Here is a 23,229-nt window from a genome sequence, read left to right as displayed (position 1 = left end):
GGCTTAGTCCTCCAGCAGTACGATATGAAGTTCGAGAGGGCCGTGTACGCCGAGTGCGCCCACGCGTTCGATATCGGCCGTACGGCTGGGGCCGGTGATGAAGGCCGTGTAGGAAGCGCCGCCGCGGTTGAGCAGATCGAGCATGAGGCTGTTGGCGTCTTCCAGCTTGTTCAGCAGCGTGGATTTGCGCACCAGCATGACGGAGACTTCGGCCACCATCGTGCCGAGGCGCACTTCTTCGCTGTTGGAATTGACCACGCAGGTCACCGTGTCGGCGACGAGGGCCTCCGCCCAGGTGATGCTGGTGTTGAAGCCGCCCATGTGGCCGCGCAGGCCGGAGCGCAGCAGAATGATGTCGGTTCCGGCGGTCTTTCCTTCCAGAACGGCGAATTCCTCATCGGAAAGGCCGGGAGCCGCGATAAAGCGGTCGAGCATGGTGGGGAAGGAATTTTCGCTGAGCGGGCCGTAGGTTTCGCCTTCCTTGGGCAGCAGCATTTCGCAGTGGCGTCTCTTTTCCGTCACGTCCACGGCATACTGTACGGCGTCCGCGAAGTCCCTGGCCTCGTAGAGCGAGACCGGCACCGAGGGGGCCTTGGCTTTCACCACTTCAACAAGTTGATCCTGAGTCATTGTCTCTCCTTGGCAGTATTCCGCCGCAGGGGCGGGGGAGGGAAAGAGCGGCGGGAACCGTTCTTTCCTCCGGGGTCAGTCGGGAAGCGTTTCCGCGTAGATCTCGATGGGGTGCTTGACCTGCACTTCGTCCTTGTTCTGCGAGAGTATGTCGGAGAGCTGGAGCATACAGGCCGGGCAGCCCGTGGCCACGGCCGCCGCGCCCGTGCGCACGATATTGTCGCGTTTGCGCTGGCCGATTTCCTTCGACAGATCGTAGTGGAACAGGGTAAAGCTGCCGCCGCAGCCGCAGCAGCGGTCGGCCTCCGCCATCTCCACCAGCTCGTAGTCGGGGTTCAGGCGGATGAGTTTGCGGGGCTGTTCGGAAACGCCGAGGCTCTTTTTCAGATGGCAGGAATCGTGGAAGGTCACGCGGGTGGTCTTGTCGGAATGGCGGATGCCGGGTTCGAGCCTGTCCACATGCAGCACATCCACGAGAAAAGCGTTGATGTCCATGACCCGATCGGCCACGGCGCCGATGGTCTTCTGATGGTCGGGAGAGAAGTCCTCCTTGAAGTGCGGCCACCATTCCTTCAGCGTGGCGGAGCAGGAACCGCAGGGCGTGAGCACATAGTCGATGCCGCCGCCCACGAGTTCGCGGCCGATGGCATCGAGGTTCTTCTGTGTTTCCAGCACAAAGCCCCTGCGGTCGCCGGAGGCCAGTGCCGGGATGCCGCAGCAGGTGAGGTCGGCGGGCATGACCACGCCGACACCGTGATGCCTGAGCACCTTGAGGCAGGCTTCACCGAGCTGAGTGTAGTATTTGTCGGCCATGCAGCCGGGGAAGAACAGCACCTTGATGCCGGTCGCTCCTTCGGTGCGCAGGCTGCCGTATTTCGTGTGCAGAGGCTTGCCTGGAAGTCTGGCGACGTGACGTGAGCCGACGAGCTTGCGGAAAAGCGGCAGGTCGTAGGTCTTCGCGCCCTTCTGACGCATGACCAGTCCCTGGAAGGGAGCGGCGCTGCGCACCATGGCGCTGAAGAGCTGCGGACGGGCGAGCAGTTCGCGGAACACCAGCTTCTTGATGGGGGACAGGCCGCGGTAGTCCACCAGAGCCTGACGGGCCTCCATGAAGATTTCCAGAATGGAGACTCCGGAGGGACAGTTCGCCTGACAGGAGCCGCAGAGCAGGCAGCGGTTCAGCTTCTCTTCCACGGCATCGGCGTCCTCGATCATCTTGTGCGCGAGGTTGTCGAGCAGCGCGAGCTTGCCGCGGCTTACATCGGCTTCTCTATGGGTGACGCCAAAGACGGGGCAGACGGCCTGACACAGACCGCAGCGCATACAGTCTGCCAGTCTGTCGTCCAGCTTCATCAGTGTTTTTGCAAGGCGGGAGATATCGCTCATGGTCATATCCCCGTGATCTTGCAGGCGTTGAACAGGCCCTTGGGATCGATGGCGCGGCGCATACGCTGGGAGAAGAGAATGGTTCCCTTGCTGGTTTCCTTTTCCATCCACTTGGCCTTGGCCGTGCCGATGCCGTGTTCGCCGGAAAGGGTTCCGCCCAGCTTGAGGGCCACGTCGAAGATTTCATCGACGGCGGCTTCCACGCGGGAGAATTCTTCATGGTCGCGCTTGTCGCACAGAATGGTGGGATGCAGGTTGCCGTCTCCGGCATGGCCGAAGGTGCCCATGTTCAGCTTGTACTTGGCCGCGATCTCGTTGAGGCTCTTGATCATGGCCGGGATTTTGGAGCGGGGCACGGTGGCGTCTTCCAGTACGCAGGTGGGACGGGCGCGGGCGAGGGCGGGCAGAGCGTTGCGCCGGGCGGCCCACAGTTTGTTCTTTTCCGCGGCATCCTTGGGCAGATGGATGCCCGTGGCATGGCACTTCTTCAGCACGTCTTCCACGATGGCGGCTTCGTCGGCCACCTGTCCGGGATGACCGTCCACTTCGATGAGCAGCATGGCGGCCGCTTCCACGGGAAGACCGATTTTCTGGTCGGCTTCCACATATTTCAGGGTGGCCTGGTCGAGCAGCTCCAGCGTGCAGGGCACGACATGGGCGGCGATCATGGCGGCTACGGCGTCGGCAGCGTCCTGCACGTCGGCAAATTCAGCGGTGATGGCGCGGGAGGCGCGGGGCGGCGGAACCAGCTTGAGGATGGCCTTGCTGATGACACCCATGGTGCCTTCGGAACCGACCATAAGCCCGGCCAGGTTGAAGCCGGTCACGCATTTCACGGTGCGGGAGCCGGTTTTCACCAGGTTGCCCTCGTAGTCGTAAAACTCCAGCCCCATGACGTAGTCCTTGGTCACGCCGTACTTGAGACCGCGCAGTCCTCCTGCGTTCTCGGCGATGTTTCCGGCCAGTGTGGACACGGACATGGAGCCGGGATCGGGCGGATAGAACAGACCCTGCGCTTCCACCGCAGCGGCAAACTGGGCGGTGACGACGCCCGGCTGAACCACGGCGTAAAGATCTTCACTGTTGATTTCGAGGATCTTCTGCAGACTGTTGGTGAGGATGACGGCACTGTCCACGGTGTCCGGCACGGTACCGCCGGAGAGGTTGGAACCCGCGCCGCGCACAGTGATGGCAAGCCCCGCTTCATAGCACAGGCGGATGATCTCGCCGATCTGTTCCGTCTGCGTGGGACGGAGAACCAGCGCCGGCACCTTTGGGGGCAGCACGGCGCTGTCGTAGGAGTAGCATTGCCTGTCCGCTTCGCTGGTGAACACATTTTCGGCGCCCAGCAGAGCGCTCAGGTCCTTGATGAGATTCGGGCTGATCATGGCATCCCCTCCCGGAAGGATTTATGAAGTCAACAAGACAGGATACACTTTTTATGGTACTAAGATAAAGGGAAAACCCCAAATAAGGCAAGAGGGTTTGATAATAAAAGGTAAAACTTTTGCCTGTACATTTTTTCTCATGGGAATGACGGATGAATGACATTGTATCCTATTGATATTACAGAAAATAAAATTTACACAAGGTCGCGCACGGCTTAAAAAGTCCTGCAACCTTTCCGTGCAGACGGAAAAGCTGTTCCGAAAAATTCCTTGCCGGGAGATGTTGTGAATGTCAGAACTTATGGGATGAATGCACGGCAGCCCTTGCGGCAGAAGGAAAAACAGGAATAAGAAGAGGCAGGCGCCGGGCACACGAAAATTTTTGCGCTGCAGAGAGGATGGACGCCGTCAAGGTTCAATCCACAGTCAACCCTTGTGCGAGTGACTTCGCTGCCGCAGGCTGATTCCTGTTCACGTCCGTCTGCCGTAGGCCAGGGCGTAGGCCCCGCCCACGAAGAGCGCCCCGCCCACGATGTTCCCCAGGGTGACGAAGAGCATGTTGGCGGCTATCCCGCCCGCGGAGAGCGCAGCCACTGCGGACGGCGCGAGCCCCGAGGCGGCGAACGCCGCCGGATCTGCCGCGGCAAGGACTCCGGCGCTCAGATAGTACATATTGGCGACGGAGTGTTCGTAGCCGGAGGCCACGAACAGCCAGATGGGAAAGAAGAGCAGCAGTGCCTTGTGCGCCGCGGTATCCGTGCGGCTGGACAGCCAGACGGCGAGGCAGACCAGCCAGTTGCAGAGTATACCCAGCACAAAGGCCTGCGTTCCGCCCAGTGCGGCCTTGCCCGCCGCCGTCCTGATGACAGCCGCGGCCACGGCGCCGCCTGCTGCCTGAAAAAGCCCGGAAAGGGAGAGCAGCCAAGCCGTGATCACGGCTCCGACCGCGTTGCCCAGATAGACCAGAAGCCAGCTCCGGAGCATGGCGGGCACGCTCAGGGTGTTCCGGCGCACGGCTTCCGGCATGAGGCAGTTTCCGGTGAAGAGTTCGCCCCCGCCCACAACGATCATCATCAGCCCGATGGGGAAGAGCAGTCCGGACAGGCAGCGTCCCAGTCCCCAGGTGTCCGGTGAGGCTGTGAGATTGCAGCTCACCGCGGTGGAGCCGAAGCCCGCAAGAGCGATGTAGGCTCCGCCGAGCACTGCCAGCGTCAGCGCCTGCCGCAGGGGTAGGGCGGCCTTGGCGCGCATGGATTCCGCTACCGCGTCCAGAGTGGAAGGGAGCGTTCTGTCTGCCATATCAGATCCCCCTGAGATGTTTCCATGCGGAACGCACGGTGTTTTTCATGAGCATGGCGATGGTCATGGGTCCGACGCCGCCGGGCACGGGCGTGATGAGTCCAGCCACCTTGCAGGCTTCGGCAAAGTCCACGTCCCCCGCAAGGATGGCTCTGCCCGTCTTTTCGTTGAAGCCCACGCGGTTCACGCCCACGTCGATGACGGCGGCCCCCGGCTTGATCCAGTCGGGCCGGATCAGCCCCGGAACGCCGGCGGCGGCGATGAGTACGTCGGCGCGGCGGCAGTGGGCGGCAAGGTCTTTCGTGCCGGTATGGGTCAGCGTGACGGTGGCGTTGGCTCCTGCGCCCTTCTGCCCCAGCATGACGGCGAGAGGCTTGCCGACGATGTTGGAACGGCCCACCACCACGACTTCCGCGCCGTTCAGCTCCACGCCGGAGCGGACGAGCAGTTCCTGAATGCCGGCGGGCGTACAGGGCAGGAAGGTGACGGCCTCTCCGCCGATGAGCAGGCGGCCGAGATTCACGGGATGGAAGCCGTCCACGTCCTTGTCGGGGTCGATGGCCAGCAGCACGCGGTGTTCGTCGATGTGCCGCGGCAGGGGGAGCTGGACGAGAATGCCGTGGATCTCGGGGTCAGCATTATAGGCGCGGATGAGTGCGAGCAGTTCCTCCTCCGTGATGTCTGCTCCGCGGCTGTCCTGCACTTCGTGGAAGCCGAGGGAAGAGGCCGTGCGCACCTTGCGGGCGACGTAGCTCACTGAGGCCGGATTTTCGCCGACGAGTATCGTGACCAGCCCGGGAACCTTGCCGGAGCGCTGCTTCATTTCGGCGACTTCAGTGCGCAGTTCTTCGAGAATGGCCTTGCTGAGGGCGGCGCCGTCAATGATCCGAGCAGACATGAAAACTCCTTGAAAAAAGAATGGAAAAGGGCGGCCCGTGTTCTGAGCCGCCCGATAGGACGTTGTTTAGAAGACGCCGCGCACCTTGCCCGTTTCGGTATCCACGTCCACCCGGCGGAAGGCCGGATTCGAGCCGGTGCCGGGCATGAGCGAAATCTTGCCGGAGACGGGGACAACGAAGCCCGCGCCGCCGTAGATGAGCACGTCGCGCACCTTCAGCCGCCAGCCCGTGGGTACCCCCTTGAGGTTGGGGTTGTCGGAGAAGGAATATTGGGTCTTGGCCATGCACAGGCCCAGCTCCGCAGCGTCGGGCCGGGCCTGTATGTTGGCGAGCTTGCTTTCGGCTTCCGCGGAGAAGTCCACGCCGTCGGCTCCGTAGACTTCGCGGGCCACAAGGTCAATGCGTTCCTTGAAGGGCATGTTCCAGTCGTACAGCGGCTTGAATTCCGTCTTTTCCGCGCAGGCGTCCAGTACGGCGTCGGCCAGTTCCAGCGCACCTTCTCCGCCGTGTTCCCAATGAGTGGACACGGCCACGCGCGCTCCGGCGGCCTCGCAGAGTTCGCGGATTTTGGCGATCTCCGCCCTGGTGTCGGTGACGAAGGCGTTGATGCACACCACCGGAGAGACGCCGGACTTCTTCACGTTTTCAAGGTGACGCAGCAGGTTGCAGCATCCAGCTTCCACAAAGCCCACGTTTTCGGAGGCGTATTCCGCAGGCAGGGGACGGCCGGGCACGGGCGTGGGCGCTCCGCCGTGGCTCTTGAGGGCGCGTACCGTGGCCACCACCACCGCGGCATCGGGGGTGAGTCCGCTGTAATGGCACTTAAGGTTCCAGAATTTTTCATAGCCGATGTCCGCGCCGAAGCCGGATTCCGTCACATGGTAATCGGAGAGCTTGAGACCGAGGCGGTCGGCGATGACGGAGCTTTGCCCCAGCGCGATATTGGCGAACGGTCCGGCATGGACGAACACGGGCTGGCCTTCGATGGTCTGGATGAGGTTGGGGTTCAGCGCCTCAACCATCCACGCGGTCATGGCACCGGCCACTTCCAGGTCTGCGGTGGTCACGGGCTTGCCGTCGCGGTCGTAGGCGACGATGATTTTACCCATGCGGCGGCGCATGTCGGCAAGGTCGCTGGACACGGCCAGAATGGCCATGACTTCGCTGCCCACGGCGATGTCGAAGCGTGAACGCATCATGAAGCCGTCCATCCTGCCGTTGACGCCGTCAATGCCGATGATGATGTTGCGCAGTGCCTGACAGCAGAAGTCCATGACCCAGCCCATGTTGACGTTGGTGGGGTCGATGTTCAGCTTGGGCATTTTGGACAGCGCAAGGATGCGTTCATCGCTGTTGTTGCGCTCGTGCTGCATACGCGAGGTGAGGGCCACCATGGCGAGGTTGTGCGCGTTGGCCACGGCGTTGATGTCGCCGGTGAAGCCGAGGGAATACTGCGTGAGGGGAATGCACTGCGAAAGTCCGCCGCCCGCGGCTGAGCCTTTCATGCCCATGGTCGGCCCGCCGGAGGGCTGACGTATGGCGGCGGAGGTCTTCTTTCCCCTGCGGCCGAGGCCCTGCACCAGGCCGATGGTCGTGGTGGACTTGCCTTCGCCGAGGGGTGTGGGCGTGATGGCTGTCACGTCGATATATTTGCCGTCGGGTCTGCTTCCCAGACGGCGCAGCACCGCCCGGTAGTCGATCTTGCCCATGTAGTGGCCGTAGGGGAGAAGTTCGCTTTCTTCCAGCCCCAGCTCCCTGCCGAGCTGGTACACCGTTTTCATCGTTTTTTCGGCTTCCTGAGCGATTTCCCAGTCGGCATGAAGCTTCGGATCGAGCATAATTCCTCCTTTCGGCGGGGCGGGCGCTGGCCGCGCTCCCTGTTTCAGCGTTTCGCATACCCTGACGCGGCGGGCCTTCCAGAAAAAACGCACAACCTCCGGCGCGGGGAAGGCGGGGTATACGCTTCGGAACAGAACGGGAACAGACGAACCCCGTCTGCGCCGCCCGGCGGCAAGGTTCCGCATGCGGCCTTTTCTGAACGCAAGGGCAGTTTATAGCAGAATCGCCCGTTAGTCTATCGGTTGCAGTGAAAAAGGGCTGAAAGCCGTGCTTGTGACGGAGGGGACGAGACGCAGGCTTTTTCTTGTCTTCCCGGCCTGGAAGGGACATACTGCGCGGGCGGCTCGCGTATGGGGCTGCCGTGAACCTGGGGGAACATCCATGCCGGAGAAGGATTTCGACAGGCAGCCGCCTGTCTTTCACAGCTACGACGAGGCCGTTGCCTATCTGGACGGCCTCGGACTTTTTCATGTGGAACTCGGTCTTGACCGCATGAAGCGGGCTTTGGCGTCCCTGGGGCTTGGCCGTCCGTCCTGTCCCACGGTGCAGGTGGTGGGAACGAACGGCAAAGGCTCCACCTCAACGTTTCTGCAGTCGCTGGCCATGGCTCACGGCCTGAAGACGGGGCTTTACACCTCGCCCCATTTTGTCCGGCCGGAAGAGCGTATCCGTATCGGCCAAAGTACGCTTCCCCGTGAAGAATGGCCTGTGTACGCGAGCCGCGCTGTCGCAGCCTGCCCCGGGCTTACCTATTTCGAACTGCTCACGGTCATGGCGGCGGATTTTTTTCGCAGCAGTCAGTGTGATCTCGTGGTCTGCGAGGCCGGACTCGGCGGCCGCTGGGACGGAACCACGGCGCTCCCCGCGGACATGGTCTGCTTTACGCCCATGGGACTGGATCACACGGACGTGCTCGGCGGCACGCTGGCCGAGATAGCGGATGACAAGTCGGACGCCCTGCGTCCCGGCATTCTGGCGGCGGTGAGCGCCCCTCAGCCTGAAGCGGCCCGCGCCGTTCTTGAAGCCAAAGCGGGGAAAAGGGACGTTCCGCTCTTTTCCCTCCCGCAGGAGGCGGGCGGGCCGTGCACACCCGCCGGACGGGAGCTGTGGAACAGTCTGCCGGAAGAGCTGCAAGCCTGCGCCGTGCTGACGAAGGATTCCGAACTTGGTCTTTATGGTGCGCATCAGCGCGTCAATGCGCAGACGGCGCTTCTGGCCTGGGTGCTGCTCTGCCGCCGCTTCGGATGGAAGACGGACAAGACCGCCATCGCCGAAGGGCTGAGGCAGGCGTTTATTCCCGGCAGGCTCCAGTTCGTGCCCGCGGGGAACGGCCTGCCCGCGCTCTGGCTGGACGGCGCGCACAACACCCACGGCATGACGGCCCTGAAGGAAGCCGTGGACGCCATGCCCGCAGTGCTCAAGCCCGGAGCCGTGGTTTTTTCCTGCCTTGCGGACAAGGATCCTGAACGTCTTTCCGCACTCCTGCGCCGGACGGCCGGGAACGTGCCTGTTTTTGTTCCCACCATACCGGACAATCACCGCGCCGCTTCCGGGGAAACGCTGGCCTCCTTCGTGGGCGGGAACGCCGCGGTAGCCGAGGGGATCCCGCAGGCTCTCGCCGCTGCTGCAAAGGCCGCCGGCCGCCGGCCCGTGCTGGTCTGCGGTTCCCTGTATCTGCTTTCCGCGCTGTTTTCCCTGTATCCCGCGCTCATGGAGGGCAAATCCGATGAAAATTTTCCGTACTCTCCCCCCTCGCGAGAGGCAATCCGCACGATGCCCCTATCCTTTCCTTAACCGCCGGAGGCGCGAGCGTCAGCGAGCTGATAGCGAAGGCGGCGTGTTTGTCCGGCTTCTGCCGGCAAACTTGGTTACGCCACCGAAGCGGGGCAGTCACCTGCGGAGTCAGCCGGAAGAGTGAGCTGATTGTGGTTGAAACATGAAATACGCATTTCTTGCCAAGTCTGAACTGCGCCCACGGCTGAGGGCCAGGCGCAGCGCACTCCGCGAAGGCCCGGAAGGAGCAGGACGCTGCCGCCGTATGCAGCGCCGTCTGCTGGCGGGCGATCTGTGGAGCCGCAGCCGCCGTGTTGTCCTCTACTGTGCCGTGAAGGGGGAGCCGGACACGGCACTGCTTCTCGAAGCGGCATGGCGCAGCGGGCGCGAGGTGTTTCTGCCCCGCTGCCGTCCCGGACAGCCCGGAGAAATGGATCTGGCCGCCTGTGCAGGCTCTGAGGAGCTTCGAATCTCCGGCTTCGGCATCCCGGAACCGGAGCTGAACGCGGAAAGCCGCCTCTTGTCTGAAGACGAACTTCAGGCGGGGGAAGAAACACTGCTCGTTGTTCCGGGGCTGGCTTTCGACCGGAGAGGGCACCGGCTGGGCTACGGCGGAGGTTATTACGACCGCCTGCTCGCCCGTGCCGCCTGTTCCAGCGTGGGGCTTTGCTTCGGCGAACTCGTGCTGCCCGAGCTTCCCCTTGATGCCTGGGACAGGGCGGTGAGCTTCCTGTGCACCGAAGACGGTCTGTTTTGTCCCGCCGCTTCGTGTCCGGGCCAGAGCCGCTGGCACTCGCGGGAAAGCCGTAACGGGAGCTGCGGCTGTGCGCCCGCCGCGCCGTTTTTTTAACCCCGGAAAGGTCTGATACAGAACTGGACTAGGCGGGAGCATTTTGCTATATCTGAACACCGGTCATCAAAAATTCCTTTGTGGTTTGAGACCTCCCCCTTCAGGGGGAAAAGAGTAGTTGATAAAACGGCGAAGCCGATGAAATCCTATTCCGTAACCTCTCCCTTCCTTAACCGCCGGAGGCGCGAGCGCCAGCGAGCTGATAGCGCAGGCGGCGTGTTTGTCCGGCTTCTGCCGGCAAACATGGTTACGCCGCCGAAGCGGGGAAGGGAGGGGCAATCCGCACGGCCCCTATCCGCCGGTTGCGGAGTCAGTCGGCGGATGGGGGCGACTGTGGATTGAAACATCTCTTGTTTGCTACGGAAGATAGAACAAGGCAGGCAGCATGAGCGAACTTCAACAGCAACAGCACATTTCTCCGACGGCTTCGGCCACCACTCCGCTTTCCCCTTCGGAAGTGGACTTTATGCCCGCGCTTCTGCGAAGCCTTTCCACGCTCATGCTCCTCAAGGGCAAGCATGTCTCGCCGCAGTTCCTGCTCGCCGGGCTTGCCGGTTCGGAAAAGGTCAGTGTGGGTGCCTGCCTTCGGGCTGCGGAACGGGCGGGCCTCAAGGGGAAAGTCATGTACCGCCCGAAGCTGGACGGCATTTCCCCGCTGACCATGCCGTGCATCCTCTTATTAAAGGATAATACCTCCTGCGTGCTGACCTCCATCGACGGGGACAAGGCGCAGGTCATCCTTGCGGAGTTCGGCGACAGCTCGCAGACGCTTTCTCTGGATGAACTCAAGGAGCAGTATTCGGGCTACGCCGTGTTCGGCGCTCTGGAAACTCGTGCCGACGCCCGCACCGAGCCGGTGAAGCTCAAGGCCGGCAAGGACTGGTTCTGGAGTGTGCTGCGTTTCTACATGCCCATCTACCGGCATGTGGCCCTGGCCAGTGTGGTGGTGAACACCATCGCCGTGGCAAGCTCGCTCTTCGTCATGAACGTGTACGATCGCGTCATTCCCAACAACGCCTATGAAACGCTGTGGGTGCTGGCCGCCGGCGTGACCCTCGCCTACCTCTTCGACTTTCTGCTGCGCAGTCTCCGCAGCCACTTTGTGGATCTGGCCGGGCGCAACGCCGACGTGGTGCTCTCCAGCAGGCTTGTGGACAAGGTGCTGTCCATGCGCATGGACTCCAAGCCGGAATCCACAGGCGCACTGGTGAACAATCTGCGGGAATTCGAGTCCCTGCGGGAATTTTTCAGCTCCACTACCTTTCTTGCCTGCATCGACATCCCGTTCCTGATACTCTTCTTTCTGCTGCTGGCATTTATCGGCGGTCCGCTTGTGCTGCTGCCGCTGGGGGCCATGCCCGTGCTTCTCGGTGCGGGGATCTACCTCCAGATGGCCGCCCGCAAGAGCGCGGAAAAAAGTTACCGGCACAGTATGCAGAAGAACGCGCTCCTTGTGGAAATGGTGAACGGGCTGGAAACCGTCAAGGGCTGTATGGCGGAAAGCCGTATGCAGCGCCTGTGGGAAGCCGTGTCCGGCATTTCCGCCCAGTCTTCCAACGAGGCCCGCAAGTACAGCACCCGCGCCGTGAGCTTCGCCACCTTCATCACCCAGATGGTCACCGTGGGCATGGTGATCTGGGGTGTCTATCGCATCGGCTCCGGGGAAATGAGCATGGGCGGGCTTATCGGTTGCAATATCCTTGTGGGGCGCATCATGGCCCCGCTGCTCCAGCTCGCCTCCCTGCTGACGCGGCTCCAGAACTCGCGGGTGTCGCTCAAGGCGCTGAATACGCTCATGGAACTGCCCTCGGAGAATCAGGATCAGGCCGCCTGCATGGACTTCGGCTCGCTGTCCTGCGACTTTGTCATGGACGGCGTGAGCTTCGCCTACCCCGGGGCGCAGGCCCTGGCCCTTGACGGCGTATCCCTGCGCATACGCCCCGGCGAAAAGGTGGGCATCATCGGGAAGATGGGTTCGGGCAAGAGTACACTGGGCAAACTCCTCATCGGTCTGTATCAGCCGAAGGAGGGGCAGGTCACGTTCGGCGGCGTGGATATTGCGCAGCTCGCCACGGCGGATCTTCGCAGCCGTACGGGGTTCCTGCCTCAGGAAGTGGTGCTGTTCTACGGCTCGGTGCGTGACAATATCGCCCTTGGCGATCCGACCATCAACGACCACCTTATCCTGCGGGCTTCCGCAATTTCCGGCGTGGCCGACTTCGTCAGGAAGCATCCTTCCGGCTACGGGGCGCAGGTGGGCGAACAGGGCCGCAACCTTTCCGGCGGGCAGAGGCAGGCCATAGGGCTTGCCCGTGCGCTGGTGCGCGACCCCGATGTCCTCATCCTCGATGAGCCGACCAGCAACATGGACGTGGAGTCCGAGCATCTGGTACAGCAGCGGCTGGCCGCGGCCACGAAGGACAAGACGCTCATTCTTATCACGCACAGGCTCAGTATGCTGCGCATGGTGGACAGGCTCATCGTCATGAACGAGGGCAAGATAGTCCTGGACGGCCCCAAGGAGGCCGTACTGCAAAAACTTCAGGAAGGGCAGAGGGCGCGAAGCGCTCAGTCCGCCCCGCTCAAAGCCGCGCAGGACGCCGTGGCCAAGGTTGTTCAGGGGGCGCAGGCTTCCGTACGGAAGGCCGCTTCCGCAGCTTCTGGCAAAAAGGAAGGGCCGGCACCGGCCGTTCACGGTGCGTGAAGCGTCAGTCATTATACAGGAAATCAGCGTCGTATGGATACAGAGAAGAAGCCTATTGACAGCGCGCCGGAGAAGGGCCGCAGCGAACCGTTCGGAGGAGGCGTTCCCCCGCAGCAGCCGAAGCCTGCGCAGAGCCTTTTCGAACCGGCCGCCCATGCCCGCGAACTCCTGCCCGAAGATCTGCCCTACGCGGCGGAAGTGGAAGCTGCACTGGCCAGGCGGCCTACCAGGGGGGCGCGCTGGCTGTCCATCGGAGTCTTCACCTTTTTTGTGCTGTTCATCCTCTGGGCGAGTGTGGCCACGCTGGACGAAGTCACCCATGCGGAGGGTCAGGTCATCCCGTCTTCCCGCACGCAGATCATTCAGAACCTTGAAGGCGGCATTCTGAGCTTCGTGGAAGTCCACGAAGGGCAGATCGTGGAAAAGAACGATGTTCTCGCCCGGCTCAGCAATGAAATGGCCGAAAGCAATCTGCGCGATATGCTCTACAAGGCTATGGAACACCTCATCGCCGTCCGGCGGCTCAAGGCCTGCGTGTTCAATACGCCGCTGACTTGGCCGGAGAACATCAGGGACTGGCTGGAGCGCGGCATAGGCTATACACTCACCGAGGATCAGCTTGATCAGGGCAAGCATCTCATGGAGGTGCAGGAAGAGACCTTTGCCGTACAGAACCGGCAGCGCACGTCGGAACTGGAAGTCCTCATGGCCCAGTATGAGCAGCGCCGCCAGGAAGTGAAGGAGCAGCTCGCCCGCAAGGAGCAGCTCACCGCCAGCATCAACCTTATCCGCCAGCAGCTTGGCATGGCCTCCTCACTTCTGGAAAAGCGCAGTTATTCCCGCCAGCAGTATCTGGAGCTTCAGGAACGCTCCGTGCAGGTACAGGGCGAGATCAACACGCTGGAAGTGTCCATTCCCAAGGCCGAGGCCGCGTCCAGCGAAGCCGAGCACCGCATAGAGCTGCGCAAGGCCGAACTAGATTCCGCACTCATGGAGGAAATCAACAAGCGCAGTCTGGAACTCGCTTCCCTGCGCGAAAGTCTCTCCGCCGGAAGCGACCGCGTGACCAGAACGGAGCTGCGCTCCCCTGTACGCGGCACGGTGAAGAAGATATACATCAACACCCTGGGCGGCGTGGTCAAACCCGGCGAGCCCATCATGGAAATCGTGCCTCTGGACGATACGCTCCTGGTGGAAGCACGGGTGCGCCCGGCGGATGTGGCCTTTCTGCATCCTGGACAGAAGGCTATGGTCAAGGTGTCCGCCTACGATTTCTCCATCTATGGAGGTCTGGACGGAGTATTGGAGCAGATCAGTGCCGATACCATCGAGGACAAGCGCGGAGAGTTTTACTATCAGGTGAAGGTACGCACCATGAAGACCTCCATTGTCTATCGTGGAGAGGAGCTGCCCATTATGCCGGGCATGATGACTACCGTGGATATCATGACAGGCAAGAAGACGGTTCTGGACTATCTGCTCAAGCCCATACTCAAGGCAAAACAGAACGCCCTGAGAGAAAAATAGGCGAACTTTTCTGTGAAGTTTTTGTCAATGTGCCAAGAAAGGTAGATTAATGACAGCGTTTCGTGTAGAGTGCGTCTAAAACGTCGCAGGTGAGGTTTTTTTCATGTGCTCTCTCTCTCTCTCTCTCTCTCTCTCTCTACTAGAGGCAAAAGCTATGAAACGTTTTTCTGTTCTGCTGGTTTCTCTTCTGCTGGGTATCGCCGTCGCGGCGTCGCCGGCACGCGCTGAAAACAAGAATGCCCCCATTCCTCTGAAGGAATCCATCGAGGCATTGCTCAGGGTCAACAACTCCATCAAGGCCCTTGAGGAGAACCGGTCCGCTGTGGGCCATGAAATTGAAAGGGCCAAAGCCGGCTGGGGGCCTCGGCTCGATCTTGAGGCTCGGGGCGGCTTCGGTAAACTTCAAGACAGCACGACCCGCTCCTACGGCTACGATAACACCATGCCGTATTCTTCGGCGTCCCTGATCCTCACCCAACCTTTGTGGGACGGCTGGCTGACCCGCGGGAAGGTGCGCGAAGCCGAGGCGACCTATCGTTCCCTGGACTGGCGCGTCCTTGACAACGCCAACACCCTGGCCCTGGACGCCATCATCGCCCATGTGGACGTGCTGCGCCGCCAGCAGATTTACCGCCTGTCCGAAGACAACGTGAACGCGCATGAGCAGATTCTGGAAAAGGCCCGCGCCCGCGAATCGGAAGGAATAGATACCATGGCCGACGTTTCCCAGGCGCAGAGCCGTCTGGCCCGTGCCCGTTCCACCCTTGTTGAAGCCCGTGCCTCCCTGCGCAACGGAGAGGATACCTATACCCGCCTGACCCGTCATTCCGGCGAGTCCCTTGGTCCGGTGGACATGCCCACGGAGATGTTCATGTCCCCGGAGGACGTGCTTCGGGCCGCGCAGAAGAACAATCCCAAAGTCGCGGCCTATATCGAGGACGTGAAGGCAGCCACCGCTGTCCGGGAACAGGCGCGTTCCGCCTATCATCCGAACATCAGCATTGAGGCTGGTCCCTCCTATTCCGACAGAGGCGCAAAATATGAACTCTGGAGGGCGGAAATGGGCGTTGCCGCCGTCGTCCGCTGGAATCTCTTCAACAGCGGAGCCGATGTCGCCGAAAGCAAGGCCGCAGCCGCCCGCATCCGCCAGAGCCGCCGCGTCCTCTACGACTACATGGACGAACTGAAGCTCAGCGTGGAGCAGAGCTGGACGGATTTTCTATCGGCCCAGAAGCAGCTCGAATTCTACCGCGAGGCCATAGAGTACAACAAGACCACCCGCGACGCCTATGTGGAACAGTTCGACATGGGCCAGCGCAGTCTGCTCGATGTGCTGGACGCGGAAAACGAACTGTACAGCTCCTCCACTCAGGCGGCCACAGCCCTCGGCAACACGCTTATCGCCGCATACCGGCTGAAGGCGCTGGCTTCTGATCTGCTTCCCGGCTTCGATATCAGCACCGATCAGCTCAAGGTCACGCCTGCCGACCATGAGCCGCTGGATCACCTGACCCTGCCGGAATAGCTGGTTTTGCCGGGGCATGAAATGTCCCTTGTGAGGCCGGCGGGAGCGCTGAAACTTACATGAATAGCAACACAGGTCTTGCCCATGCCGTGCGTGCGTCTGTGCTGGTGCTGTGTTCCATGCTATTCTCTGTCCTTCTGGGATTCACCGTTCCGGCACAGGCGAAGCCTCGTCTGTTCGGGACGGTGGAATTTCAGATGGATCTGAAAAAACAGCAGAACTGGCTTTCCGCCATCAGGAAGCATGAGGAACACTCAATCTTCTTTGATGAAAAACGTTTTAACTCTTCCACCTTCTGGAAGGATCTGAAACAGCAGACAGAAGGGAAGACACTGCTGCAGAAGCTGAACATTGTTAACAGGTTCTGGAACAGGTGGCCCTATCGAACCGATCCTGAAGTCTATGGCAAGCAGGATTACTGGGCGGCTCCTTATGAATTTCTGGCGAAATCCGGAGATTGCGAGGATTATTCCATCATCAAGTATTATACCTTGAAGGAGCTGGGAGTTCCCGTTGACGCTATGCGCATTGTGGTTGTGAAGGAAACCATCCGCAACATAGGTCATGCCATACTTGCCGTGTATGACGGGGACAAGGTGTATATCCTGGACAACCTTTCCGACGCGGTTCGTCCTGCGGAACGTGTGCGAAACTATGCGCCGCAGTTCTCCGTGAACGAAAAACACCGTTGGGTGCATGTGAAGGCCAGGTGACGGCGTTGTCTGCCGGCGCTCAGGCCATAAAGACAAGGAGCATTCCCCAGGGGAATGGAGGAACGCAATGAACAGCCGCGAAGGTCTCAGTCACTTTGGCTTTTCCAAAAAATCGGCGCTCCTGGCCGGCGTATGCCTTGCGCTCGTTTCAGGCGGGATAGCCCTGTTTTTCTGCCTTTCCCAGCTGGAAAGCCGCCGCGTTGAAGTGATGCAGCGCTATGAGCAGAACGTGGAAGTCTGGCTCACCGATGCCGGACAGGCCGTCGATATCTGGAATACGGACATGAAGAAGCTCCGGCAGCGGGTGAGCGAATCCGAGACGTACCGGCTCTTCTCCGGGGACTTTTTCGGGCTGAAGCAGAGCGCTGCGGAAAATCCCGGCGCAGCCGGGGAGGACTCACTGTCCGGCACGGCGGCCGCTCTTTCCGAGGAAACTCCGGTCATGCGCCGCATCCTGCTGGAATTCATGAATTATAACGGCCTCCTGGATGCGCGCCTTGTCAACAGAGAAGGCCAGACCATCCTTTCGGCCTACAGCACGCCCACGCCGCTGACTTCCGCGCAGAGCGAGGCGGCACTGAACACCATGAAGACGGGTAAGACAACCTTCCTGCCCGTGCGCGGCACTTCCGACGGCCTTGTTCTGGACGTGTTCGAGCCGATCTACGAGCTGGAAGCCCCGGACAAGTGCGTGGCGGTGTTCATGTCTTCTACGCCTGTACTCAGCAGGATCACGCAGTTCATCGCCCGGCCGAAGCAGAACGATATGGCAACGGCGGCCATGCTCCAGAAGCGCGGCACTGCCTGGGAAAGAATACAGGTTCCCCTGCCTGAAGTCCTCCCCGAAGATCTCCAGAAGGCACTGACGGAAAGCACGGGCAAACTGCCCTTTGCCCTGCGCAGCAGTGTGTTCCCGAACAACGGCATGGTTTATTCCATGTCGGCGACACTGCCGGTTCTGGGCTGGACGCTTGTGCATGAAACTCCGGCCGCGGTGGTGGACGAAATGGTCTTCCGTGCTGAAGTTCCCGTGTACGTTGCGGCGGTTCTGGGCTGGCTGAGCTTTATGCTGCTCTGCGGGCTTTTGTGGTGGATGGCCTTCGGCCGTCAGCAGATGGCCGTGACGTCCGAGCTGCGCCGCCTCAACCAGGTTGTCTCCCGCCAGAAGGAACTCCTGGACAGCGTGAATACCTCTCTTGACGTCGGGCTGTTCATGGCGGACGTGAAAGGACAGATCCGTGTCTGCAACCCCGCCCTTGCGGGCATACTTGGCAGGAAGGAAGACGAAATTCTGGATCAGACGCTCTTTTCCTGCTTCCCCATGGAGGCAGCCACGGCTCTTCTTGAGCAGATTCGTCAGGTGGCCCTCAACAACAAGGAAGGAGCCTGCGAAGTCCGCATGGAACGGGACGGGGATCAGCGCCTGTACCGCGTGACGCTTTTCCCGTTCCTCGACGCGAGCGAAACGGAGGTGCGCAACAGCATCCGCGGCGCCGTGGTCACCATGAAGGACATCACGGAATTTCGCCGTCACAGCGAACGCATGCGCCGGCAGCAGAGAAGTCTTATCACGGCCTTCACTCAGGCCGAGGAGAGCGTGGATCCCTACCTTGCCGGGCATTCCATGCGCATGTCCCGCCTGGGCGAACTGATGGCCGCAAGCATGGATCTGCCTGAAGACGGCAGGAATACGGTGATCATGGGTGCGCAGCTTTCCCAGGTGGGCAAGCTGTTCATCCCCCGCGAGATCCTCACCAAGGAAGGCAAGCTCACGCCGGAAGAACTGCAGGAGGTGCGCCGCGCTCCCGAACACGCCTTCCGCCTCATGGAGAGCGTGGATTTCGACCTGCCCATTGCGCGTGCCCTGCATGAGATGTACGAAAACATGGACGGCTCGGGCTATCCCAGGGGTCTGCACGGGGAAGACATCCTTCCCGAAGCGCGGATTCTTGCGGTGCTGAACGCTTTCTGCGCCATGGTGAGTTCCCGTTCCTACCACAAGGGCAAGGACGAAAGGACGGCCCTTGCGGAACTGGAAAACAACCCCCGTTTCGATCAGACGGTGGTGGAACATCTGGAAAAGGTACTGAGCACGCCGGAAGGCATACTGGCTGCCCGCTCCTGATTTGGCACAGCCAGAACGCAAACGCCCGGACTGACGCGAAGGTTCGCGCCGCTTCGGGCGTTTTTTTGTGGAACGGGAAAGCGCCTGCGGCTCTAGGCGCCGCTCCATTCCAGCATTTTCCCCAGGAACTGCCGGAGCTGCGGCGTCTGCGGGCTGCGGAAGAGGGCAGCGCTTTCGCCCCATTCCACCAGGGTTCCCCGCTGCAGGAAGGCCACCTTTTCGCAGGCGTGGCGGGCAAAGCCCATTTCGTGCGTGACAATGATCATCTGCACGCCTTCCTGCCTCAGAGTGTTCAGGGTGCTGAGAACTTCGCTGGTGTATTCCGGATCCAGAGCGCTGGTCGGTTCGTCCAGCAGCAGAAATCTGGGATTGGCGGACAGGGCGCGGGCGATGGCGACGCGCTGCCTCTGCCCGCCGGAAAGCTGCGCGGGGTGCTTGTGCATATCCTTTTCCAGCCCCAGCTGTTCCAGCAGTGCAAGGGCGCGTTCCTGCGCGGCTTCAGGGCGATAGCCGTGCACATGGATGAGCGGCGTGACAATGTTCTGGAGCGCCGTCATGTGCCGGAACAGCCCCCCGTGCTGGAAGACAAAGCCGAGTTCTTTCCGGTACTGCTGCAAGGCGGCAGGAGTCTTTGGCAGGGCTTTCCCGTCCACCAGAATTTCCCCGGACGAGGGGGAGAGCAGGCCGCCCAGGAGCCGGAGCAGCGTGGACTTGCCGCCGCCTGAAGAGCCGATCACGGCCAGAGAATCGAAGCTGTCGCAGAAATGGATGTGGGACAGCACCGGTTCGGCCTGACCGGGGAAGGACAGGGACAGATCCTTGATTTCAAGCTTCATGGTGTACCTTTCTTTCCAGCCGCTTGCTGAGAAAGCTGATGGGCAGGGTCAGGCACAGGTACAGCAGGCCCAGAAACAGGTAGCCTTCAAAGAGCCTGAAATTGCTGGCCGTGATCTCTCTGATGGTCTGGGTCAGCTCGATGACGGCGATCATGGAGAGCAGGGAGGAATCCTTGATGATGGAGGCAAGCTGGCCCGTCAGGGCGGGCGCGGTCACGAGCGTGAGCTGGGGAAGCCAGACAAAGCGCACGGTCTGCCAGCGGCTGAAGCCGACCGCACGGGCCGCCTCCAGCTGTTCCTTGTCCAGAGACTGCACCCCGCCGCGCAGAATCTCGGCAATGTACGCGCCCTCGAAGATGGAGAGGATGAGCACTCCGGCCAGAAAGCGGTTCTCAACCCCCCAGGCCGTGCCGAAGATATAGAAGAAAAGATAGATCTGCATGATGAGCGGGGTGCCGCGGATAAGCGTCACATAGACGCTGCACAGGTAGCGGACGGCCAGGCTGGAACTGAGCTGCCCCAGGGCGCTGAAAACGCCGAAGACGAAGCTGAGGACGAATCCGCAGACCCCCAGGGCAACCGTCATCACAAAACCATCCAGCAGCCGGATGCGGTATTCCGTCACAAAGGAGAAATCCAGTGCCAGACCTATGCGCTCGACAGAAAGCCAGAACAGGGCGATGAAGACCAGACAGACCAGCAGGGTGTTCAGGAGCGCCGCCGTCAGCGAGGTTTTCTTTTCGCCGTGGGGCCGATTCGGGCTTGCGGTCATCAATGCACCATGTCGAAGAACCAGGTAAAGCCCCATTTGTCAAAGATGGCTTTTTCCTCCGACATATACTTTTCCGTCAGCTTTTCATAGCCGCCCTGCTTCTTGAAGTCCGCCAGAAAGGCGTTGAGTTCGTTCAGCAGTTTGGTATTGCCCTTTTTCACGGCGATACCCCATTCTTCCGGATCCTGGAAGGGGATGAACACAGCCATGGTGGTGTCCTTGAACTTGGCCCAGTTGCGGTAGATGGTCAGCTGATCATAGAGAAAGCCGTCCGCCTTTCCCTGTGCGACTTCGGTGACGCAGGCGCTTTCATCGGGAAGCGCGGTGACGCTGGCCTTGGGCAGATGCCGCGTGGCGTAGAAATATCCGGTGGAGCCGGTCTTGACCGCCAATTTTTTCCCGGGCTGGTTCAGGTCATCGATCGTCTTGATGCCGGAATTGCGGTTGGCCAGAATAGCCAGATGACAGTTGGCGTAGGGGTCGGAAAAATCGACGATTTTCTGGCGATCCTTGGTGATGGTCATGGAAGAGATGACCATGTCGGCCTTTCCTGTCTGCAGGGAGGGAATCAGCCCGTCCCACGAAACGTTTTCCACGCGGATGTCATACCCGGCGTAGGCGCCAAAGGCATTGACGATATCGACGCTGATCCCCGCGGGATTTCCGGCCTGATCCTTGGTTTCAAAGGGAGGATAGGCCAGTTCCATGGCCACGATGAGCGTTTTGTTCTCTTTGGCCGAGGCCGGGCAGACCGCCATAAGCACGGTCAGAACCAGAGCCACAGTGAGAAGCAGGATACATTTTTTCATGAGGAGCCTCCTTGGAAAAGGCGTGAATGCGCCGCAGGCTGGAGCGCCAAAAAGTTCATGAACTTCGGCACGTTTTGTGAATGTCGCAGTCCACCGGTGAGCCGGGCTGGCAGAGGCGGAACCCTCTGGCCGGTGTCTTATCCTGAAGAAAACAAGGCGCTGTTGTCAAGCGGCGCCTGCTTGCCGTGGAGTGCTGGACGCCTGAAAAGGGAACCGTGAGCAGACGGGGCAGATTTGTCTGGCTGCCCATGAAGCGCGGAAAGAAGGCACATGGGGCATCAAATCCGGCGATGCTGGGAGATGACAGACGTGCATTTGACAAAGGCGGATATTCGGAAATCAGCATCAGGGGCAGAGGGATACCGCAGCCAGACATCAAACCAGGCGCTTTCCGTAGGGATGAGGGCAGCAGACAAAAAGCGCGGCTTCCGGCATTGCCAGGGGCTGCGCTTTTGAGTTTTGTTCTGCCAGAGATTGCACCTGCCAAAGCAGTTTGCCTGCATTCGGAAACGAATGCCACAAAAGCTGGAAAGGCAGGTATCTCTGGCTGCGTATTTTCCAGATCTAAGAACCATTGTTCAAAAGTATCCGGGAAGTGATTTTTCTTTCAAACGTACCGTTATGGTTTGAATCCTTGTCCTTCACCTGATACAGACCGCCGTGAGGGGTGGGGCATCAGTGGGAGAATGCTTGCGAGGAATGCTTCACAAGCGTAGGCGAAAAGCCCTGAAGGACGTTGCTGTCTTATTTAGCTGTGATCATTTAGAGTTTTCTATATTTTCCTTTTTCTATAAATTCCACAATTCCCTTATCTCGTAGTAGCTGTAATTGTTGTCTAATTTTAGGACGGATATTGTGATTGTTCTGATGTTTTTCAGCAAGTATATTCTCAAAAGCATATAATTCTGAAAGTTCAAAATAATATTTCGGTATGGCATTTATACAATTCAAAATATCCATCATCCAACTTCTGTAGAGAATATTGTATGTGTTCAACTTCTGACTTGCATTAACTCGTTCAAGAATATGTTTCTGGTTTTGTTCAAGGCCATCGCTTATGATACTAATTCGACCTTGTTGTGGTATTCTGTCGATAAGAAGATTGCAGCCAATCCAACCAGCCCGTCGTGCTGTCGGTGGTAAAGGTGGCCTTTTTTCAATTATATCAGGAAGAAAAAAGAATTTTGGGATAAAAACGAGATTGGTGACGCTCATATCGCTCAATGAATAACTCATAACCAGAAAATCTGGATTTTCGTTTCCAGTAATACGCTCAATCATGGTTCTGTAAGCGCCGTCAGCAATTTTTGTTCCCAATGTTCCGTGTTTACTTTTTAGCTCATACTGGCTTTTACAGTTTGGACAGTAGAAATCTGCAACTGGGCGATTGTTTGAGAAATGGCATATTTTATTATGACCACACCTAGGGCAAAAGAGATTATTTTCCACCCATGACTCTGTCAAAACGCGAGCCTTTTGAGAACTGGAACGATATTTTTCCCCAAGTTTGATATTAAATTTTAAATCCATGTAGCTACCTGTTTCTTTTTACAAGTTATGCTCCACATATGGAAATTTTTCGTGGGGCAGAAGTACTCACGACCATCTTTGCACCTTTTCCGTGTATTGATTTCACAGAGTCGGCAAGTTCAAGTTCTGAGAATATCATCCATACAACGCCGTAGCCTATTTTGTTGTTCGAAAGGCATTAAACGTATTCACCTGTTCTCCTGCGCATTTCCTGGCAGACCTTCATGGGCTACACAAGAAAGTTTTTCAGTTCAAGTTCCGCCACGGCAGATGAAAAAGAAATCATGAGTTTTTCGGAATCCTTGGATCTGTCGATACCGTTCTCCACAAACATCAGATTGACACCGTCAATTCTGTACCCGTTGCAGCGAGGTGGGAAAGCCGTCGCGTACGCCCGAATTGGGATAGCCTAAAAATGAATGAAACGCCATCTTTTCTATCCTCAATTTTTTGTAAGGGGGGGGATAATGGAAGGGGTGAAGGGGCGTAAGAAACAGGAGAACACTACCAGACATCAAACCAGGCGCTTTCCGTGGGGGCCAGCAGACAAAATGGGGCCCCACCGGCATAGCCGGTGGTTCCCCCTATGCGCCTGTAAGGCTTTCTTACCAGCCGCGCCCTAAC

Annotated in this window: 17 protein-coding genes; 7 read left to right on the top strand and 10 right to left on the bottom strand. The window is 59.6% G+C overall.

What is annotated here, in order from left to right:
* Positions 1–3: 3 nt before the first annotated feature.
* From Q0Z94_RS04845 to Q0Z94_RS04820, 6 genes are all read right to left on the bottom strand, one after another.
* Positions 4–630, bottom strand: coding sequence for a lactate utilization protein (locus tag Q0Z94_RS04845; protein WP_298067895.1), 627 nt, complete (start codon positions 628–630; stop codon positions 4–6).
* A 75-nt stretch (positions 631–705) separates the two neighbouring features.
* Entirely contained in the window at positions 706–2,016 is a 1,311-nt protein-coding gene (locus tag Q0Z94_RS04840; RefSeq protein ID WP_298067894.1) for a (Fe-S)-binding protein, read from the bottom strand.
* Positions 2,017–2,018: 2 nt separating this feature from the next.
* Positions 2,019–3,404: an FAD-linked oxidase C-terminal domain-containing protein gene (locus Q0Z94_RS04835; protein ID WP_298067893.1), complete on the bottom strand. Its 1,386-nt coding sequence runs from the start codon at positions 3,402–3,404 to the stop codon at positions 2,019–2,021.
* Positions 3,405–3,875: 471 nt separating this feature from the next.
* Positions 3,876–4,703 (bottom strand): formate/nitrite transporter family protein, encoded by an 828-nt coding sequence (locus tag Q0Z94_RS04830; RefSeq protein ID WP_298067892.1) that lies wholly within the window; start codon positions 4,701–4,703, stop codon positions 3,876–3,878.
* 1 nt (position 4,704) lies between these two features.
* On the bottom strand, positions 4,705–5,601 hold the full coding sequence (folD, locus tag Q0Z94_RS04825) for a bifunctional methylenetetrahydrofolate dehydrogenase/methenyltetrahydrofolate cyclohydrolase FolD (protein WP_298067891.1): 897 nt from the start codon (positions 5,599–5,601) through the stop codon (positions 4,705–4,707).
* A gap of 66 nt (positions 5,602–5,667) precedes the next feature.
* Positions 5,668–7,443, bottom strand: coding sequence for a formate--tetrahydrofolate ligase (locus Q0Z94_RS04820; protein WP_298067902.1), 1,776 nt, complete (start codon positions 7,441–7,443; stop codon positions 5,668–5,670).
* Between the two features lie 379 nt (positions 7,444–7,822).
* Between Q0Z94_RS04820 and Q0Z94_RS04815 the strand changes: the two genes are divergently transcribed.
* The 7 genes from Q0Z94_RS04815 to Q0Z94_RS04785 all read left to right on the top strand — a co-directional run bounded on the left by Q0Z94_RS04815 (position 7,823) and on the right by Q0Z94_RS04785 (position 18,658).
* On the top strand, positions 7,823–9,235 hold the full coding sequence (locus Q0Z94_RS04815; RefSeq protein ID WP_298067890.1) for a bifunctional folylpolyglutamate synthase/dihydrofolate synthase: 1,413 nt from the start codon (positions 7,823–7,825) through the stop codon (positions 9,233–9,235).
* A 142-nt stretch (positions 9,236–9,377) separates the two neighbouring features.
* A complete protein-coding gene (locus Q0Z94_RS04810; RefSeq protein WP_298067889.1) occupies positions 9,378–10,064 on the top strand; it encodes a 5-formyltetrahydrofolate cyclo-ligase in 687 nt (228 codons plus the stop codon).
* 385 nt (positions 10,065–10,449) lie between these two features.
* On the top strand, positions 10,450–12,768 hold the full coding sequence (locus Q0Z94_RS04805) for a type I secretion system permease/ATPase (RefSeq protein ID WP_298067888.1): 2,319 nt from the start codon (positions 10,450–10,452) through the stop codon (positions 12,766–12,768).
* Between the two features lie 33 nt (positions 12,769–12,801).
* Positions 12,802–14,295, top strand: a complete 1,494-nt coding sequence (locus Q0Z94_RS04800) for an HlyD family type I secretion periplasmic adaptor subunit (RefSeq protein ID WP_298067887.1) — start codon at positions 12,802–12,804, stop codon at positions 14,293–14,295.
* A gap of 154 nt (positions 14,296–14,449) precedes the next feature.
* Positions 14,450–15,820 (top strand): TolC family outer membrane protein, encoded by a 1,371-nt coding sequence (locus Q0Z94_RS04795; protein WP_298067886.1) that lies wholly within the window; start codon positions 14,450–14,452, stop codon positions 15,818–15,820.
* 59 nt (positions 15,821–15,879) lie between these two features.
* The gene (locus tag Q0Z94_RS04790; protein WP_298067885.1) at positions 15,880–16,533 is read left to right on the top strand and encodes a transglutaminase-like cysteine peptidase; all 654 of its coding nucleotides are present in this window, start codon (positions 15,880–15,882) and stop codon (positions 16,531–16,533) included.
* Between the two features lie 67 nt (positions 16,534–16,600).
* Entirely contained in the window at positions 16,601–18,658 is a 2,058-nt protein-coding gene (locus Q0Z94_RS04785) for an HD domain-containing phosphohydrolase (RefSeq protein WP_298067884.1), read from the top strand.
* A 92-nt stretch (positions 18,659–18,750) separates the two neighbouring features.
* Here Q0Z94_RS04785 and Q0Z94_RS04780 read toward each other — a convergent pair whose 3' ends face one another.
* From Q0Z94_RS04780 to Q0Z94_RS04765, 4 genes are all read right to left on the bottom strand, one after another.
* On the bottom strand, positions 18,751–19,494 hold the full coding sequence (locus Q0Z94_RS04780) for an ATP-binding cassette domain-containing protein (RefSeq protein WP_298067883.1): 744 nt from the start codon (positions 19,492–19,494) through the stop codon (positions 18,751–18,753).
* Entirely contained in the window at positions 19,484–20,266 is a 783-nt protein-coding gene (locus tag Q0Z94_RS04775; protein ID WP_298067882.1) for an amino acid ABC transporter permease, read from the bottom strand. The genes Q0Z94_RS04780 and Q0Z94_RS04775 overlap by 11 nt, the downstream gene beginning before the upstream one ends.
* Positions 20,266–21,075, bottom strand: a complete 810-nt coding sequence (locus Q0Z94_RS04770) for a transporter substrate-binding domain-containing protein (protein WP_298067881.1) — start codon at positions 21,073–21,075, stop codon at positions 20,266–20,268. Before Q0Z94_RS04770 ends, Q0Z94_RS04775 begins: the two co-directional genes overlap by 1 nt.
* 762 nt (positions 21,076–21,837) lie before the next feature.
* Positions 21,838–22,605 carry a DpnI domain-containing protein gene (locus Q0Z94_RS04765; protein WP_298067880.1) on the bottom strand — a complete coding sequence of 256 codons (768 nt, stop codon included), beginning with the start codon at positions 22,603–22,605 and terminating at the stop codon, positions 21,838–21,840.
* Positions 22,606–23,229 lie beyond the last annotated feature (624 nt).

Source organism: uncultured Mailhella sp., from assembly GCF_947631555.1.
Lineage (GTDB): Bacteria > Desulfobacterota > Desulfovibrionia > Desulfovibrionales > Desulfovibrionaceae > Mailhella.
This window is presented reverse-complemented; position numbering and strand designations above follow the sequence as displayed.

Coding starts and splice junctions, on each gene's coding strand:
- Q0Z94_RS04845 (WP_298067895.1), bottom strand. CDS start 630: ATGACTCAGGATCAACTTGTTGAAGTGGTGAAAGCCAAGGCCCCCTCG.
- Q0Z94_RS04790 (WP_298067885.1), top strand. CDS start 15,880: ATGAATAGCAACACAGGTCTTGCCCATGCCGTGCGTGCGTCTGTGCTG.
- Q0Z94_RS04770 (WP_298067881.1), bottom strand. CDS start 21,075: ATGAAAAAATGTATCCTGCTTCTCACTGTGGCTCTGGTTCTGACCGTG.
- Q0Z94_RS04785 (WP_298067884.1), top strand. CDS start 16,601: ATGAACAGCCGCGAAGGTCTCAGTCACTTTGGCTTTTCCAAAAAATCG.
- Q0Z94_RS04800 (WP_298067887.1), top strand. CDS start 12,802: ATGGATACAGAGAAGAAGCCTATTGACAGCGCGCCGGAGAAGGGCCGC.
- Q0Z94_RS04840 (WP_298067894.1), bottom strand. CDS start 2,016: ATGAGCGATATCTCCCGCCTTGCAAAAACACTGATGAAGCTGGACGAC.
- Q0Z94_RS04810 (WP_298067889.1), top strand. CDS start 9,378: ATGAAATACGCATTTCTTGCCAAGTCTGAACTGCGCCCACGGCTGAGG.
- Q0Z94_RS04830 (WP_298067892.1), bottom strand. CDS start 4,703: ATGGCAGACAGAACGCTCCCTTCCACTCTGGACGCGGTAGCGGAATCC.
- Q0Z94_RS04815 (WP_298067890.1), top strand. CDS start 7,823: ATGCCGGAGAAGGATTTCGACAGGCAGCCGCCTGTCTTTCACAGCTAC.
- Q0Z94_RS04765 (WP_298067880.1), bottom strand. CDS start 22,605: ATGGATTTAAAATTTAATATCAAACTTGGGGAAAAATATCGTTCCAGT.
- Q0Z94_RS04835 (WP_298067893.1), bottom strand. CDS start 3,404: ATGATCAGCCCGAATCTCATCAAGGACCTGAGCGCTCTGCTGGGCGCC.
- Q0Z94_RS04795 (WP_298067886.1), top strand. CDS start 14,450: ATGAAACGTTTTTCTGTTCTGCTGGTTTCTCTTCTGCTGGGTATCGCC.
- Q0Z94_RS04805 (WP_298067888.1), top strand. CDS start 10,450: ATGAGCGAACTTCAACAGCAACAGCACATTTCTCCGACGGCTTCGGCC.
- Q0Z94_RS04780 (WP_298067883.1), bottom strand. CDS start 19,494: ATGAAGCTTGAAATCAAGGATCTGTCCCTGTCCTTCCCCGGTCAGGCC.
- folD (WP_298067891.1), bottom strand. CDS start 5,601: ATGTCTGCTCGGATCATTGACGGCGCCGCCCTCAGCAAGGCCATTCTC.
- Q0Z94_RS04775 (WP_298067882.1), bottom strand. CDS start 20,266: ATGACCGCAAGCCCGAATCGGCCCCACGGCGAAAAGAAAACCTCGCTG.